The following is a 16,147-nucleotide window of genomic DNA, read 5'->3' as shown; positions in this document are numbered from 1 at the left end:
GCATCGTCACGAGGAGGACGTGCGTTTCCTCGGCCAGCCGCAGCAGGGCAGTGCGCAGCAGCGGCCCTTGGACGAGGTGGAAGGGCTGCCGGGCTTCCCGGGTGGCCAGCCGCACCGTCTCCGCTTCGCGCGCGGACTCTTCCAACCCAGACAAGTCCTCCACGGGAAGGGACCAGGAGGCGGGAGCATGAATGCGCTGGAAGGGCTGGCCTTCGTGCTCGAAGAAGGTGGTGCGCAGGGCTTCGTGGCGCGCCACCAGCGCTTCAAAGGAACGGCGCAGGGCTTCGACATCCAGGCGCCCCAGCAGGCGCAGCGCGACAGGGAGGTTGTAGGACGCGTCGTCCGGCGCCAGTTGGTCGAGGAACCAGAGGCGCTGCTGGGCGAAGGAAAGCGGCTGGGGGCCTTCAGTGCGCGTGCGGGTGAGAGGCGGCAGGCGCGTGCCCGTCACCGAGCGCTGGAGGCGTTCAGCAAGGGCCGCGATGGTGGGGGCTTCGAAGAGGACGCGGAGGGGCAACTCCACGTCGAGCGCGGCGCGCGCGCGGGCCACTAGCTGGGTGGCGAGCAGCGAATGGCCACCCAACTCGAAGAAGTTATCCGTGCGGCCCACGGTGGGGACGCGCAGCACTTCACTCCAGAGCGCCGCGAGCTTCTCCTCCAGAGGGGAGGAGGGGGCTTCATAGGCGTGCGAGGCCCGAAGCAGGCCGGCGTCCGGGACAGGGAGGGCCTTACGGTCCACCTTGCCGTTGGACGTCAGTGGCAGCGCCTCCATGGAGACGAAGGCCGCGGGCACCATGTACTCGGGCAGGTGCTGCTTGAGGTAGGCGCGGAGGGCAGTGACGTCGAGGGCCTCACCCACGACGTAGGCCACCAACCGCTTGTCGCCCGGTGCATCCTCGCGGGCGAGCACGACAGCGTCCTTCACGGCCGGAGCGGCCCGCAGGGCGTTCTCGACTTCGCCCAACTCAATGCGGAAGCCGCGCACCTTCACCTGGGCGTCAATGCGTCCCACGAAGTCCAGCTGGCCGTCCGCGCGCCAGCGCACGACGTCGCCCGTGCGGTAGAGGCGAGCCCCTTCCTCACCGGAGAAGGCATCCGGCACGAAGCGCTCGGCGGTGAGGCTCGGGCGCCCTGCGTATCCACGCGCCACGCCCACGCCACCGATGTGCAGCTCACCGCGCACGCCCACCGGCACCGGCTGCCCCTGCGGGTCGAGCACGTAGACGCGCACGTTCGCCAACGGCTTGCCGATGGAGGGCACGTTCCCATCCGCGACCACCTCGCCGAACGTCGCGATGACGGTGGCTTCCGTGGGGCCGTAGGTGTTGATCAACCTTCGTCCCGGAGCCCAGCGCGCAACGACGTCGGCGGGCAGGGCCTCACCGCCGGAGATGACGGTGCGCACCTTGGGCAGCCCTTCGGAGGACGTGGCCGCAAGTGCCGCCGGGGTGAGGCTCACGACACTCAATTCCTGCTCACGCAGCAGCACGGGCAGGGGGGCGCCCGGCATCAACTTCTCCAGCGGCGCGAGCACCAGCGTGGCGCCGTTGCAGAGCGTGGTGAAGACTTCTTCCACCGACAGGTCGAAGCTGAGGCTCGCGAACTGCAACACGCGACTGCCGGGCCCGATGCCGTAGGCCACTGCCTCATGCGTGACGAGGTTGGCGACGCTGCGGTGTTCCACCGCCGTGCCCTTCGGCGTGCCCGTGCTGCCCGACGTGTAGAGCAGGTACGCCATGTTCGCGGGCGTCACGCCCGTCGTAGGTGCGTCCGTAGACTCCTCGGCGAGAGCGCCGCGCTCGGTGTCCAGGCAGAGCGCTCGGCCACGCAGCGCATCCGGGAAGCGGTCCACCAGCCCCTGCTGGGTGACAAGCACCTGCGCGGCGCTGTCCTCCAGCATGAAGGCCAGGCGCTCACGGGGCAGCAGCGGATCCACCGGCACCCAGGCACCACCAGCCTTCAGGATGCCCAGCAGGCCGATGACGATATCGAGCGAACGCTCGACGCTGAGGGCGACGCGGACTTCCGGGCCCACGCCACGACGGCGAAGGGCATGGGCGAGCTGATTGGCACGCGCATCCAGTTGCGCGTACGTCAACTCCGTCCCCTCGAACACCGCGGCCAGCGCCTCGGGCTCACGACGCACCTGCGCCTCGAAGAGCGAGTGCACGCACGCTTCCGGGAACGGCGCCCGCGTGGCGTTCCACTCCATCAGCACCTGCTCGCGCTCCTCCCCCGTGAGCAGCTGAATCGACGACACACGCTGCTCCGGCTTCGCGACGAAGCCCTCCACCACCTGCCGCAGGTGCCGCATCATCCGCGTGACGGTGGACCTGTCGAACAGGTCGGTGTCGTACTCCAGCTCTCCCGTGAAGCCCTTCTCGGTCCGCGACAGCGAGAGCGTGAGGTCGAACTTCGCGGACGCGCCCGTGCGCTCCTCGACCTGCACGTTCACTCCCGCGAGCGAGAGGTCCACCTCCGGGATGTTCTGCATGAGGAACAGCACGTTGAACAACGGCGACTGGCGCAGGCTGCGCATCGGCTGGAGCTCTTCGAACGGCACGTACTGGTTCGCGAGCACCCCCAGCGTGGTGGTGCGCACGCGGCCCAGCAGCTCCCGCACGGTGGGCTCGCCGCCCATCCGGGTGCGCAGCACGAGCGTGTTGATGAAGAACCCGAGCATCCCCTCCAGCTGCGCGTCGTTGCGGCCCGCAACGGAAGAACCGACGCTCACGTCGTCCTGACCGGAGTAGCGGCCAATCAACACCTGGAGCGCGCCGAGCAGGAACATGAAGGGCGTGATGCCCTCGCGCACGCAGAGGGCCTCCACGGCCCGCGTCAGCTCCAGGGGGAACGCGACCGGCAGCAGCGCACCGGGATGCGCTTCACGGAGGCCGCGCGGACGGTCCGTGGGCAACTCCAGAACGGACGGCATGCCTTCAAGCTGCTGGCGCCACCAGTCGAGCTGCCGCTCCTTCTCCGCGCCCGACAGCCACTGGCGCTGCCACACCGCGAAGTCCGCGTACTGGAATGGCAGTGCGGGCAGGACGGGCTGCGTCCCCGCCACCAGGGCCCGGTAGGCCTCCGACAGCTCCCGCATCAGGACGCTCATGGACCAACCGTCGAAGACGGCGTGGTGGAGGGTCAGCAGCACCAGGTGCTCCCGCGCATCCAGCACCAGCGCGGACACGCGCAGCAGCGGCCCCACCTCCAGGTTGAACGGGAGCCGCACTTCCAGCTCCGTGCGGCGCTTCACCTCCGCGTCGCGCTGCTCCGGCGAAAGGGCGCGCAGGTCCACCACCGGCAGCACCAGCGGCTCGGGCGGCGCGATGACCTGCACCGGCCCGTCCGAGTCCGGCCGCAAGGTGGTGCGCAGCGACTCATGCCGGTGCACCACCAGCTCCAGGGCGCGGCGCAGGGCCTCCAGGTTCAGCGCCCCCGTCAGCCGCAGCGAGAACGGCATGTTGTACGCGGCCGAGCCCGGATCGAACTGCTCCAGCACCCAGAGCCGCTGCTGCGCGAAGGACGCGGGCAGCTTGCTCGTGCGCGACACCGGCACCACCGGGGGCGGGCCGGCGAAGCGCGGATCCTTCGTCGAGGCTGCGATGCGCGCCGCCAGGTCCGCCACCGTGGGGGACTCGAACAACGCCTGCAGGGGCAGGTCCACCTGGTACGCCGTGCGCAACCGCGACGTCAGCCGCGTGGCGAGCAGCGAGTGGCCTCCCAGCTCGAAGAAGCTGTCCGTCGCGCCCACCCGCTGCACATTCAGAAGCGACGCGTAGAGCTCCGCGACCTGGGCCTCCATCGGCGTGCGCGGCGCGACGAACTCGCGCGTGGCCTCGGTGGACACGTCCGGCGCGGGCAGGGCCTTGCGGTCCACCTTCCCGTTGGGCGTCAGGGGCATGGCGTCCAGCACGACGAGCGCGGACGGCACCATGTATTCGGGCAGCCGCTCCCTCAGGAGTGCCCGCAGGGTCGGGGACTCCAGCGTCTGACCGGGACGCGCCACCACGTAGCCCACGAGGCGCGCGTCGGCCGCGCTGCCGCGCACCACCACGGCGGCGTCGCGCACGCCGGGGGCCTGGCTCAGCACCGCTTCAATCTCCCCCAGCTCGATGCGGTAGCCGCGCAGCTTCACCTGGTTGTCGACGCGGTTGAGGTACTCCAGCACGCCGTCCGCCGCCCACCGCACGCGGTCGCCCGTGCGGTACACGCGCAGGCCCGGCACGCCGCCGTGCGCATCCGGGAGGAACCGCTCCGCCGTCAGGTCCGGCCGGTGGAGGTAGCCCCGGGTGACGCCGTCACCACCGATGAACAGCTCGCCCGGCACGCCGCGCGGCACCGGGTTCAGCCCGCTGTCCAGCACGTACACCCGCGTGCCGGAGATAGGCCGACCAATGGGCACGCTGCCCGTGCCCGACGCCACCGCGTGCGCGGTGGACCACACCGTCGTCTCCGTGGGGCCATACACGTTCCACAGCGCGCGGCAGCGCTGGAGCAGCGACTCTGCCAGCTCGCGCGGCAGCGCCTCGCCGCCGGTGAGCGCCGTCAGCCCCGGGTCCCTCCAGTCCGTCTCCAGCAGCAGCCGCCAGGTGCTGGGGGTGGCCTGGAGCACCGTCGCCCCGCAGCGCCGGAGCAGGCCCGCCAGCCGCGAGCCGTCCACGGCGATGTCCCGCGACGCGATGACGACCTGCCCACCCACCGACAGCGGCAGGAACAGCTCCAGCACCGCGATGTCGAACGACAGCGTGGTGACGGCCACCAACACGTCCTGCGCCGACAGGCCCGTCGTCTCGCGCAGCGCCGCCAGGAAGCGCGCCACCGCGCCGTGCGGCACCTGCACGCCCTTGGGTCGGCCGGTGCTGCCGGAGGTGAAGAGCACGTACGCCACGGCCTCTGGCGACACCGCGTCGCGCAGCGGCGAGCCGTCCTCCGCCGCGATGGCCTCCGCGTCCCCGTCCAGCAGCACCACGCGCGCCGAATGTGGCGGCAGGAGGGACTCCAGCGAGCGCTGGGACACCAGCACCGGCATCCCGCTGCTCTCCACCATGTACGCCAGCCGGTCCGTGGGGAACGCCGGATCCAGCGGCACGTAGGTGCCCCTGGCCTTCAACACGGCGAGCACCGCCACCAGCATGTCGAGCGAGCGCTCCACGCACAGGCCCACGCGCACCTCGGTGCCCACGCCCAGCCGGCGCAGGTGACGCGCCAGCCGCGACGCCCGTGCCTCCAGCTGCGCGTACGTGAGCGACGCGTCGCCGAAGGTGGCGGCGACCGCGTCCGGCGTGAGGTCCGCCTGCGCCTCGAAGGCGCCGTGCTGCGAGGTCCACGGCAGCGGGGTGGGGCGGGGCGGCTGCCAGGCAAGCAGCACCTCGTGGCGCTCGGCGTCGGTGAGCAGCGGCAGCCGGGCCACGGCCTCGTGCGGACGGCGGACGACGCCCTCCAGGAGCACGCGCAGGTGCTCCGCCATGCGCGCCATGGTGGGCGCGGTGAAGAGGTCGGCGTCGTACTCCAGGAAGCCCTTGAGGCCCGCTTCCGTCTCCAGCACCTGGAGCAGCAGGTCGAACTTCGACGTGTGCGTGTCCAGCTCCAGCGCCTCCAGCTTCACGCCCTCCACGGAGGTCGCGCCGCGCAGGGACGCCTGGAGCGTGAGCATCACCTGGAAGAACGGCGTGCGCCCCTGGGTGCGCTCCGGACGAAGCTCCTCCACCAGCCGCTCGAAGGGGACCTCCTGGTGCTCATGGGCCGCGAGCACCGTCTCGCGCACCTGGCGCAGCAGCGCGCGGAAGGACGCGGAGGGCTCCACCTGCGTGCGCAGCACCACCGTGTTGACGAACAGGCCGATGAGGCCCTGCACCTCGCCGCGATCCCGGCCCGCCACCGGCGAGCCCACCGTCACGTCCTCCTGCCCCGCGTAGCGCGACAGCAGCACCTGCCAGCCCGTCAGCAGCACCATGAAGAGCGAGGCGCCCTCCTGCTGCGCCAGCGCCTTCAACGCCTCCGTCAGCTCCCGCGACAGCAGCAGGTCATGACGGGCGCCCCGGCCACCGCGGGCCGCGGGGCGCGGCCGATCCGTGGGCAGCTCCAGCGCGGAGGGCACCCCGGCCAGCTGCTGCTTCCAGTAGTCGAGTTGTTTCTCCAGCCGCGGGCCCCGCAGCCACTCGCGCTGCCAGACGCCGAAGTCCGCGTACTGCACGCCCAGGGGCGGCAGGGGCGCGGGCTGGCCTCGCGCGAAGGCGCCGTAGAGCAGCGCCACCTCGCGCACCAGCAGCGTCATGGACCAGCCGTCGGAGACGATGTGGTGCACCACCACCGCGAGCAGGTGCTCTCCCGGCGCCCACGTCAGGAGCAGCGCGCGCAGGAGCGGACCCTTCGCGAGGTCGAAGGGCCGGGCCGCGGCTTCACGCGCCAGTCGCCACGCCGCGTCCGACGAGCCGACCGCGTCGTGGTGCTCCAGCGTGAGCACCGGCTCCGGCGACACGACCTGCACGGGCTGCCCGGAGGCGTCCTCGTGGAAGGTGGTGCGGAGCACTTCGTGACGGCGCACCACCTCGCGCAGCGCGCGCTCCAGCACGGCCACGTCCAGCGCGCCCTCCACGCGCACCGCCATGGGCACGTTGTAGAGCGGGGTGCCGGGTTGCAGCTGATCCATGAACCACAGGCGCTGCTGGGCGAACGACAGCGGCAGCGGGTGCGAGCGGTCCTGCACCGGGATGCCTTGCACGACGTTGCCCGTGGCGGCCTTCTGCGCGGCCATCTTCTTGAGCAACTCGGCGCGCTTCTCCGGTGAGAGGTTGGCGATCCGCTTCGACAGCTCGTTGCTCATCTCGATGGACTCCGCGCTCGGGGACGCCAGCGCGAGCGTCACCCGGGGCGGTGACGTTCGCGGGGACTCAGGCCTGCTGTTGATTCCGGATTGACGCCCTGCGCTGCTTTGCCGGGTAAAGCGCGGGGTGGGTCAAATCCACACTCGCCATATTATTCTTGGGCGAGCGACCTGTCATGGGGGCGCCCTGACGGAAGCCCGAATGAATCCATGCATTTGCGGGAAGAGGCGGGTTCCCCGAAGTCGTTGTGGGAAGAACTTCCTGTGTCCTCCAGAGGGGACCTGCTCGCGCGGTCGTCCGTCCGTCTGGAGGGGGAGCAGGATCCGGGGCCGACGACCGTCTGGTGCGAGCGCGGTGGGGCCCTCCCGGATTCTGGCCAGCGAGGAGCCCTTCCATGGCCCCTTCATTTCTTCGCCACCGGCCACCGGCACGATGGCCCCTTCGACACTAGCTCCCTGCTGGACGCGCTGACGGGAGGCCTGGGCGCCTCCGCTGAATGCGCCGGTCCGCCTTCAGCCGGCCTTCGCGCGCGCCAGCGGCGAGGCCAGGACGGCGGGCGTGGGCACGGTGTAGCCCGCGACGAAGAGGGTCTCCGCGATCGCGTCACCGACGTTGGCCTGCGTGTCGTTGTACTCGGTGGGCTTGCAGAAGATGCACACCGCCAGCACGGGCCCCTGGAGCGTGAACTCCGCGATCTCCACCTGGGGCACGGGCTTCGCCTGGACGCCCGTCACCGAAGGCATGCGGTCCAGCAGCGCCTGCTGGAGCACCCGCACGTCCACGCCGTGCATCAGCGGCACCTTGACCGTCAGCTTGCGGTGCGGGTGGTGGCTGAAGTTGACGATGTTGTCGCTGAACATCTGGTTGTTGCCCACGGAGATCCGCACGTTGTCCGACGTGTCGAGCGTCGTGACGAACAGGCCGATCTCCTGGACGATGCCCACGACGCCGCCGGCTTCAATCTCCTCGCCCACGCGGAAGGGGCGCAGCACCAGCAGGAAGACGCCCGCGGCGAAGTTGGCGAGCAGCCCGGACCAGGCGGCACCAATGGCGATACCCGCGGCGGCGATCAACGCGGCGAAGGACGTCGTCTCCACGCCCATCACCCCCAGGATGCCGACGATGAGCATCAGGGTGAGCGTGCCGGTGAAGAGCGAGCCGACGTAGCGGATGAGCGTGGCGTCCAGCTGCCGCCGCTGCAGGCCCATGTCCAGCACCTTGCGGAAGCCGCCAATCACCGCCCGCCCGATGAACCAGATGAACAGCGCGCCAATGACCTTGAGCAGCAGCGGAAGCGCTTCGGTGATGGCAAGTGACTTCAACTGAACGACGATTTCATCCATGGCTCGAACTCCCTTGACCCGGGCCGGGCGTGCGCCGTGCCTTTTGCACGGGACAGGCCACGGGATGCAAGCCGACCTGCTGGGAAGTCACTGCTGTCCGGGAGGGCAGTCCTGACCCGTCAGTCCGGGACCTGACGCGCCGGAGGGACGGGCTGACGCGTCAGCGCCCGGGATGCGGCGGGTGCTTGCGTGGAGGGGGCGCCGGGGGAGACGTTGCGCCGCATGCGTCTGCTCCCGGTCCCGTTCCTGATGTTGCTGAGCGCCTGCACGGCCTCTCGCGTCGCGCTGCCTCCGCCCACGGGCGAGGAGGTGACGGTCTTCATCCACGGCTACCGTGGGTCGTTCCTGGCCACGGCGGACGCGGAGCACGAGCGGGCGTGGGTGTCCGTGGGCGACCTGCTGACGCGAGGGGAGCGTTCGCTGGCGCTGCCGTTTCCCGGGCAGCGGGCGACGCCGAACTTCGGGGCGCTGGAGGTGGACGGGCCGATGACGCGCTTCACGGTGCTGCCGTGGGTGGCGCGCTACGACATCTACAAGGGCTTCCAGGAGTTCGCGCGCGAGCGTCTGCCGGGCTTCATGGTCTTCGACTACGACTGGCGCCAGGACAACCGCGTGACGTCGAAGCGGCTGTGCGCGCTGCTGGACGAGCTGGCGGCGGCGCGGGGCGGCCGGGTGAAGGTGAACCTGGTGGCGCACAGCATGGGCGGGCTCGTCACGCTGCACTGCCTGCGCTACGGCGCGGGCGACGACACGGGCGAGCCCACGTGGGCGGGCGCGCGGCACGTGAAGCGCGTGGTGTTCCTGGGCACGCCGTTCCGGGGCGCGCCGGGCATGTTCGACGACTTCACCCTGGGCACGCCGGTGGGACGCAACCGGGCGCTGCTGTCCCCGGAGGCGCTCTTCTCCTTCGCGTCCGCGTTCCAGTTGCTGCCCGCGGAGAGCGACTTCTTCGTGGACGCGAGCGGCCAGCCGGTGGCGTTCGACGCGTACCGGCCGGACGCGTGGGTCGACGGCGGGTGGGGCGTGTTCCAGGACACGGCGGTGCGCGGACTGCCCGCGTATCGCCAGTGGCTGGAGCGCATGCTGGAGGCGCGCTCGGGACTGGCGCGGGCCCTGTCCGAGCGCGGGGGACCGCCTCCTCCCTTCCGCACGCTGGCGGTGGTGGGCGTGGGGCATCCGTTGATCAAGTCCTTCCGGGTCATCGACGGGAAGCCCACGTTCGAGGACCCCGTGCTCGCGGACGGGGACGGCTCCGTGCTCACGACGCGCGCGCTGCCTCCGGCGCCGCTCCACGTGGACCGGCTGGAGACGAAGGCGGACCACGTCGGGATGGTGGGCGACGAGGAGGTCATGGAGGCCGTCGCGCGCTTCGTCACCGGGGACTGACGCGGGCGACGGCGAAGGCTCAATCGCCCTGGATGGCGGCCTGCCAGTCGCCGTCCGCGGAGATGCCCACGCGCATGCCGATGTAGCTCTTCTCCTTGCGCATGTCGGTGATCATCTCGTCCGGGTAGATGCCCTTGAGCAGGGCGAAGTCCGCGTCGGTGGCGCCCTCGCGGAAGGCGGTGGGCCACCAGTAGAGGTTGCCCTCCTGGTAGAAGGGGAGGTTGAGCACGTGGACCAGCCGCGCCAGCACGGGCTGCGGGCTGTCCTTCCACTCCTCCTGGATGCGCCAGGTGGTCGCCATGTCCTGGTCGGGGTCGTAGGAGAAGCGCACGCTCTTGCCCTTCTCGTCGCCCAGCTTCTGGAGGCCCGCGTAGTCGCACGCCACGGCGGCCTTGATGATGCGCTCGCGCATGGAGGCCACGGCCGGGGGCAGCGGCGTCGCGGTGGGCTTGGGGACGGGGCTCAGCCGGCTCGCCGAGCACGACGCCGCGGCCGGGGCGCTGGCCCCATTCGGCTTGGATGCAGGCGGGGCAGGGGGAGGGGCGGGCGGAGGCGGGGTGGGCATGGTCGGGCTCGGGGCGGGGGACGCCGGGGGCGTCCGGGGTGACTCCGTGCAGGCCAGGCAGGCGGCGAGGAGACAGGCGGATAGCAGGGGAGCGCGGTTCATGTCCCCGGGTCTAGTCCATCACGCCGGGGGGACAGGCGGGGCTCATGGGCCCTCTGTGCAGGAGCCGTCAGGCGGGGCCAGGTCAGGATTGCGTGCTTGCGTCGTCTGGGGACTTCGGTTACTCCTCCGACACCGGAAAGCGGTTCTGCGCGATTAGCTCAGCTGGATAGAGCGTTGGCCTCCGGAGCCAAAGGCCGCAGGTTCGAATCCTGCATCGCGCGCAGACGTAAGGGCCCGGAATCACTGGGGAAATCCCAGGGGTTCCGGGCCTTTGCCTTTGGCGGACGCGGAGGTCTTTCGATGGGCACGGTCATCTTCGCCTGCGTGCACAACGCGGGTCGTTCGCAGATGGCGGCGGCCTTCTTCAACCTCCTGGCGGACCCTTCGAAGGCCCGCGCCGTCTCCGCCGGCACGCAGCCCGGAACGCGCGTCCATCCGGAGGTGCAGGCCGCCATGGCGGAGGTGGGCGTCGACCTGTCGGGCGCCCGGCCTCAACGACTGACGGACGAACTGGCCCAGGGCGCCCAGTGGCTCATCACCATGGGCTGCGGTGATGCGTGCCCCTACGTGCCCGGACTGAAGCGCGAGGACTGGCCGCTGGAGGACCCCAAGGGCAAGCCCGTGGAGCGCGTGCGGGAGATCCGCGACGACGTGCGCGCCCGCGTCCTGGCGTTGCTGAACCGGGAAGGTTGGGGCCGGTAGCGCGGCCCGCTCAGACGCCCGTCACCTTCCGGATGAACGCGAGCATCCGCGAGCACGTCGTGTCCAGGTCCATGTGCGCCTCGGCCATGCGGCGGGCCTCCTGCCCCATGGCCTCCAGCGTGTCCGGCTGCTGCACCAGCGCGTCCAGCGTGTTCGCCAGCGCCCCGTAGTCGCCCACCGGCACGATGCGCCCGTCCACTCCGTCGCGCACCAGCTCGCCCACGCCGCCCGCGGGCGTGGACACCACCGCCAGGCCCGCGGCCTTCGCCTCCGCGATGGCCCACGACGACATGTCCGCCATCGTCGGCAGCACGAAGAGGTCCGCTGCCTGCGCCAGGCCGATGAGCTCCGGCGAGTTCGGCTGCACGCCCACGTGCACGCGCACGCCCGGCGGCGCCTCGATGCGCTCGGACGTCACCAGGTCCAGCTGCCAGTTCCTCCGCCGCGTCTCCCGCGCCCAGCGCAGGAGCAGCTTGCCGCCCTTGCGCCCCAGGTCGCCTCCCACGAAGAGCAGCCGCACCACGCCGTCCCGGGGCTTCTTCTCCGGCGCCGGCCGCCACAGCGCCGTGTCCACGCTGGGCCACACGACGTGCACGCTCGCGTCGGGCACGCCGTACTCCTCCACCAGCGAACGCTTGGTGAACTCGGAGAAGGACAGCATCCCCTTCGCGATGGCGTACGTGCGCCGGTGCAGCGCGTTCTTCGCCCGGCCCACCCAACCCGCGTGCTGCGTGGGCAGGCCGTAGTAGCGCAGGTAGTCCTCCAGCCCGCTCGGCGTCGCGTCCGTGGAGATGACGCTGGGCACCCGGCGCATGAAGTCGTGCGCCAGGTGCGCCATCCGCTGCGTGTGCACCACCGCCGCTCGCACCGGCTCCTTCGCCAGGGCCTGGTTCAGCGCGCTGCGGGCCCGCAGCCCTCCGCGCACCGACAGCCGCGAGCGCACCAGCGGCAGCTGCTCCCAGACGTCATCCGCGTGCTCGTCGATGGGCAGCCACACCGGCGTGATGTCGTCACGCCGCGCCATCGCCCGCTTGAGGTTGTCCAGGAACACCGCGTTGCCGAGCGTCGTCTCGATGGCGAACGCGATGCGTGGGGGCGATGACGACATCCGCTGCGCGAGCCTCCCGGGCCGAGGGCAACCCTCCCGGACTTATAGCGACCCGGCGCGTCATCACCAACAACGCCCTGGGTTCCCCGTCAGGATTCTCACGCGGGTGGTGGACCCACGAGGGCTCAGGCCTCCGGTTGAGCGGGAGGGGGCGGCAGATGGACGCGCACCTCGCGCACCCGGCGCGGTGACGCCTCCATCACCTCCAGCACCGTGCCGTCCGGCAGCGACAGCTTCGCGCCCTGCTCCGGGATGGCGCCGCCCGCCAGCGCGATGCACAGGCCCGCGACGGTGCCGTAGTCCTCGCTCTCCTCCAGCTCCAGCCCCAGCGCGCGGTTCACCTCGCGCAGGCTCGCCTCGCCCTGCACCACCGCGACGGAGGGGCTCTCACGGCGCACGCGCTCCTCGGGCGTCTCGGACTCGCTGAGGATGTCCCCGACGAGTTCCTCCACCAGGTCCTCCACCGTCACCAGCCCCACCACGCCGCCGTGCTCGTCCACCACCACCGCCAGTTGCATGCGCCGGCGCTGCAGCTCCTTCATCGCGGCGATGGCGCGCATGGACTCCACCAGGAACAGCGGCGGGCGCAGCACGTCCTCCAGGACAATCAGGTGCGCCTCCCAGGCCACGCCCAGCAGGTCCTTGGCCACGATGTAGCCCACCACGTTGTCCAGCGTGCCCTCGTACACCGGCATCCGCGAGTGCCCGTGCTCCAGCAGCACCTGGCGGATCTCCTCCGTGCTCGCGTGACGGCGCAGCGCGACGATGTGCTCGCGCGTCACCATCACGTCGCCCAGCGTCAGGTCGCCCAGCTCGAAGGCCCGGGAGGCGATCTCCCCCGCGCGCGGATCCAACGTGCCCTGCTTCGACGCCTCCGCGACCAGCTGGAGCAGCTCGTCCGGCGACAGCCGCGACTCGGAGAAGTTCGTCCGGTCCCCGAAGAGCTTCAGCACCACGTTGGAGCTCGCGGTGAGGAACCACACCAGCGGGCGCATCACCCACGCGAGCGCCTTGAGCGGCCGGCCCAGCGTCAGCGCGTACTGTTCCGAGTAGCGCAGCGCCAGCGACTTGGGGACCAGCTCCCCCAGCACCAGCGACAGGTACGACACCAGCGCGACCACCAGGGCGAAGGACACCTGGCTCGCCGTCGCCTCCGGCATGCCCAGCCCCGCCAGCACGCCGGAGAGCCGGTGCGCGATGCTCGCGCCGCCGAAGGCCGCCGCCGTGGCGCCAATCACCGTGATGCCAATCTGCACCGTGGCCAGCAGCCGCTCCGGATCATCCCGCAGCGCCGCCACCGCCTTCGCGGACTTGCTGCCCTGCTCCAGCAGCTCCTTCAGCCGCGTCTTGCGCACGGACAGCAGGCCCAGCTCGGCGCCGGCGAAGACGCCGTTGGCCAGCACCAGCAGCAGGATGATGACGAGCTCCGTGACGATGGCGGACCTCCTGGCCGGCGGGGGACGCCTCCCGTCCTACACCCCCAGTGATTGGAGGAGGAGCGACAATTGGTCGCGGCTCGCTCCCTTGGGCAGGTAGTAGTGTGGACCCGACATGAGTGCGCTGCCCACATCCTGGGCCGCCGCCGAGGTGAGGAAGACGATGCGCGGGTTCGTTGACGCCCGCGGCAGCTTCTCCACCACCTCCAGGCCGCTCATGCCCGGCATGTTCAAATCCAGCAGCATGACCCCGAAGCGCTCCCCCCGCCTGAGCGAGTCCAGCGCCTCCTGGCCGTCCGCCGCCTCGGTGGTCTCATAGCCAAGGTCCTCCAGGCTCACCCGGAGGAATTCCCGCCAGTCCGCGTCGTCATCCACGACCAGGACCTTCCGAGCACCGTCATCCACCACGAGTCGCCCCAAGCATCCTCCTGACCTGGGGAGAACCTTCCATGGCCCCGCGGGCATTCGCGACACTTGCGTGAAGCCCTGCCATCCAGCAGCCAGCCAGCCAGGCGCTAGAAGAGCGCCATGCCCAGCTGGCCCACCAGGTACTGGAGGGCAGGCCGGACGTTGTGGACCGCCGTGCGCGGCTTCGCCGGCTCCGCGGCCTGGCACCACTCCGGCTCGCTCACCAGCCGGCCGGCCATGTGGCTGAAGACGCGGAAGCGGCCCAGGTCCGTGCTGCTGCCGGAGTTGTAGACGCGCAGCGCGCGCTCGCCCGGGCTGCCCAGGTCCGTCTCGTTCGGGATGTGACGGTGGCCGTGCAGCACCAGGTCGCACCGGCCGCCCACGCGCTCGAGCAGTCGGCTTCCCAACGCGAGCTCCGACGCGTGGGGCAGCCCCATCTTCGTGGCGATCCACTCCGGGAAGCTCTCCAGCGGCAACGGCATCACGTGGTGGTGCAGCAGCACCGCGACCAGCGCGTCCTTCGGCGCGGCGTCCAGCGCGTGGCCCACTTCGTCCACGACGCCTTCCGTCAGTTCGCCATGGCTGTGGAAATAGTTGCGGTTGTGCTCACCGGTGGAGTCCACGCACACCAGGAAGAGGCCTGCCTTCTCCACCGTGTGGACCTTGCGTCCCTCCATGAACCCGCTGCCGACATCCTCGCCGGGACGGTCATGGTTGCCGGGGATGAAGGTGAGGCGTCCGGTCTCCATCCAGGGCGCGAAGTGTTCACGGAAGCGCTGGAACTCCGCTTGCGAGCCGCGGTGCGTGAGGTCTCCCGTCACGACCACGTGATCCACGTCCTGCGCCGCCAGGGTCTTCACCAGTGAGGACGCCGCGGCATCGCTCTCGCGGCTCATGTCCAGATGAAGATCCGAAAGATGCGCCAGCTTCAGGGAAGGCATGTTGAAGGAGATAGGCATCGGGTCTTCGAGCGGCGAGGGTTGCTGTACGAAGGATCGTCAAAAGTTGGGCCCGCGTCGTTCAACCCACCCCGTTGCTGGGGATCCACTCCGTCGCGGGAGTGCCACGTGCGCGCAGCGGCACCAGGCGCGTGCCTGACACCACGCGCAAGCGCGTGCCGCGCCAGTCCACCGTGCGCCGGAACGCGCCATGCCACCACGCGGCGAAGAGCAGCGCGTCCTTCACCAGCACCGCGGGCGCGGCGCGCAGCGGAACCGGCTGGGGCCGCAGCGCGCGGAACACCGTCACGTCCACCCAGACCTTGCCCAGCACCACCGCCAGCGCCGCCAGGCCCGTGAGGGCGGACGGGTGGAGCAGCGCGCCCAGCACCGCGAGCGGAGCCGGGTTGAGGAGCGCCTGCGCCACGTACGTCGAGGGCGATACCGCTGTGCGGTGGATGACGCTCCAGCGCAGGTAGCGCTGGAAGAAGGCGTCCACGCTCTTGCGCAGGGACACGTTGAAGACGGGGGCGTGCGCCAGCACCACGCGCTTGCCCAGCTTGCGCGTCACCCACTGGCCGATGACGTAGTCCTCCGCCAGCACGTCCTTCACGGAGAAGAAGCCGCCCAGCGCCTCCACGTCCTCGCGGCGCAGCGCCATGGACTTGCCCACCACGATGTCCCGGTCCGCCACGTGCTTCGCGGCGATCATCCCCGCCGCCGCGCTGGAGGACAGGTGCAGGTTGTCCAGGAGCGAACCGAGGCTCTGCTCGCCCAGCCCCGCCACCGGGTGCGTCACGCAGCCCACCGTGGGGTCCTCGAAGGCGGCGGCGATCTCCTCCAGGTAGCCCTCGCCCACGCGGGTGTTGCTGTCGCTCACCACCCAGAGGTCGAAGCGGGCCTCCGACGACAGCGTCACCAGCTGGTTCACCTTGGGGTTGAGGCCGGGCTCGCCCTCCTGGAGCACCACGCGCATGACGTGGGGCCACTTCGCCTCCGCGGCCCTGGCCACCGCGTAGGCCGGGTCGCGCGCGTCCTTCACGCCCAGCAGCACCTCGTAGTGGGGGTAGGGCAGCTGGGCGAACCAGGCGAGGTTCGCCTCCAGGTCGTCATCCACGCCGCACAGCGGCTTGAGGATGGACAGGCCGGGGCGGTGCGTGGGGGCGGCGGGGACGGTGCGGCGGTGGCGGCGCACGAACAGCGCCTGGAGGAGGAGGGCCAGGAGGCCCACTGCGGACGCGGCCAGGAGGAGGCTGGAGGCGATGAGCATGTCGCCACCCTAGAGGCCCCACAAGGCGGGACCGGGGCGGCGGGGCGGCGGGACGGCCAACTCGC

At 70.9% G+C, this 16,147-nt stretch carries 10 protein-coding genes and 1 tRNA gene; 3 read left to right on the top strand and 8 right to left on the bottom strand.

Features of this window, described 5'->3' with window-relative positions; genetic code table 11:
- Positions 1–6,865: non-ribosomal peptide synthetase (locus AABA78_RS38180; RefSeq protein ID WP_338270445.1), on the bottom strand; the 6,865-nt coding region annotated here is incomplete at its 3' end.
- 471 nt (positions 6,866–7,336) lie between these two features.
- The gene (locus AABA78_RS38175; RefSeq protein ID WP_338270444.1) at positions 7,337–8,167 is read right to left on the bottom strand and encodes a mechanosensitive ion channel family protein; all 831 of its coding nucleotides are present in this window, start codon (positions 8,165–8,167) and stop codon (positions 7,337–7,339) included.
- Between the two features lie 222 nt (positions 8,168–8,389).
- Between AABA78_RS38175 and AABA78_RS38170 the strand changes: the two genes are divergently transcribed.
- A complete protein-coding gene (locus AABA78_RS38170) occupies positions 8,390–9,553 on the top strand; it encodes a lipase/acyltransferase domain-containing protein (RefSeq protein ID WP_338270443.1) in 1,164 nt (387 codons plus the stop codon).
- A gap of 19 nt (positions 9,554–9,572) precedes the next feature.
- Here the strand turns inward: AABA78_RS38170 and AABA78_RS38165 are convergent, their stop codons facing one another.
- Positions 9,573–10,118, bottom strand: a complete 546-nt coding sequence (locus tag AABA78_RS38165) for a hypothetical protein (protein WP_338270442.1) — start codon at positions 10,116–10,118, stop codon at positions 9,573–9,575.
- A 249-nt stretch (positions 10,119–10,367) separates the two neighbouring features.
- On the opposite strand from AABA78_RS38165, the gene AABA78_RS38160 reads away from it, so the two are divergent.
- Together AABA78_RS38160 and AABA78_RS38155 are read left to right on the top strand one after the other, a co-directional pair.
- Positions 10,368–10,441: transfer RNA gene (locus AABA78_RS38160), tRNA-Arg, on the top strand.
- Positions 10,442–10,520: 79 nt separating this feature from the next.
- Entirely contained in the window at positions 10,521–10,922 is a 402-nt protein-coding gene (locus AABA78_RS38155; protein ID WP_338270441.1) for an arsenate reductase ArsC, read from the top strand.
- A gap of 10 nt (positions 10,923–10,932) precedes the next feature.
- Here AABA78_RS38155 and AABA78_RS38150 read toward each other — a convergent pair whose 3' ends face one another.
- The 5 genes from AABA78_RS38150 to AABA78_RS38130 all read right to left on the bottom strand — a co-directional run bounded on the left by AABA78_RS38150 (position 10,933) and on the right by AABA78_RS38130 (position 16,082).
- Positions 10,933–12,030, bottom strand: coding sequence for a glycosyltransferase family 4 protein (locus AABA78_RS38150; RefSeq protein WP_338270440.1), 1,098 nt, complete (start codon positions 12,028–12,030; stop codon positions 10,933–10,935).
- A gap of 125 nt (positions 12,031–12,155) precedes the next feature.
- On the bottom strand, positions 12,156–13,439 hold the full coding sequence (locus AABA78_RS38145; protein ID WP_338270448.1) for a hemolysin family protein: 1,284 nt from the start codon (positions 13,437–13,439) through the stop codon (positions 12,156–12,158).
- A gap of 63 nt (positions 13,440–13,502) precedes the next feature.
- Positions 13,503–13,931, bottom strand: coding sequence for a response regulator (locus AABA78_RS38140; protein ID WP_370469509.1), 429 nt, complete (start codon positions 13,929–13,931; stop codon positions 13,503–13,505).
- A gap of 50 nt (positions 13,932–13,981) precedes the next feature.
- Positions 13,982–14,833, bottom strand: a complete 852-nt coding sequence (locus tag AABA78_RS38135; protein WP_338270438.1) for a metallophosphoesterase family protein — start codon at positions 14,831–14,833, stop codon at positions 13,982–13,984.
- 61 nt (positions 14,834–14,894) lie between these two features.
- Positions 14,895–16,082 (bottom strand): ceramide glucosyltransferase, encoded by a 1,188-nt coding sequence (locus AABA78_RS38130; RefSeq protein ID WP_338270437.1) that lies wholly within the window; start codon positions 16,080–16,082, stop codon positions 14,895–14,897.
- Positions 16,083–16,147: the final 65 nt, after the last annotated feature.

This window comes from Corallococcus caeni, assembly GCF_036245865.1.
GTDB classification, from domain to species: Bacteria; Myxococcota; Myxococcia; order Myxococcales; family Myxococcaceae; genus Corallococcus; species Corallococcus caeni.
This window is presented reverse-complemented; position numbering and strand designations above follow the sequence as displayed.

Coding starts and splice junctions, on each gene's coding strand:
- AABA78_RS38175 (WP_338270444.1), bottom strand. CDS start 8,167: ATGGATGAAATCGTCGTTCAGTTGAAGTCACTTGCCATCACCGAAGCG.
- AABA78_RS38170 (WP_338270443.1), top strand. CDS start 8,390: ATGCGTCTGCTCCCGGTCCCGTTCCTGATGTTGCTGAGCGCCTGCACG.
- AABA78_RS38165 (WP_338270442.1), bottom strand. CDS start 10,118: ATGCCCACCCCGCCTCCGCCCGCCCCTCCCCCTGCCCCGCCTGCATCC.
- AABA78_RS38155 (WP_338270441.1), top strand. CDS start 10,521: ATGGGCACGGTCATCTTCGCCTGCGTGCACAACGCGGGTCGTTCGCAG.
- AABA78_RS38150 (WP_338270440.1), bottom strand. CDS start 12,030: ATGTCGTCATCGCCCCCACGCATCGCGTTCGCCATCGAGACGACGCTC.
- AABA78_RS38140 (WP_370469509.1), bottom strand. CDS start 13,931: ATGCCCGCGGGGCCATGGAAGGTTCTCCCCAGGTCAGGAGGATGCTTG.
- AABA78_RS38135 (WP_338270438.1), bottom strand. CDS start 14,833: ATGCCTATCTCCTTCAACATGCCTTCCCTGAAGCTGGCGCATCTTTCG.
- AABA78_RS38130 (WP_338270437.1), bottom strand. CDS start 16,082: ATGCTCATCGCCTCCAGCCTCCTCCTGGCCGCGTCCGCAGTGGGCCTC.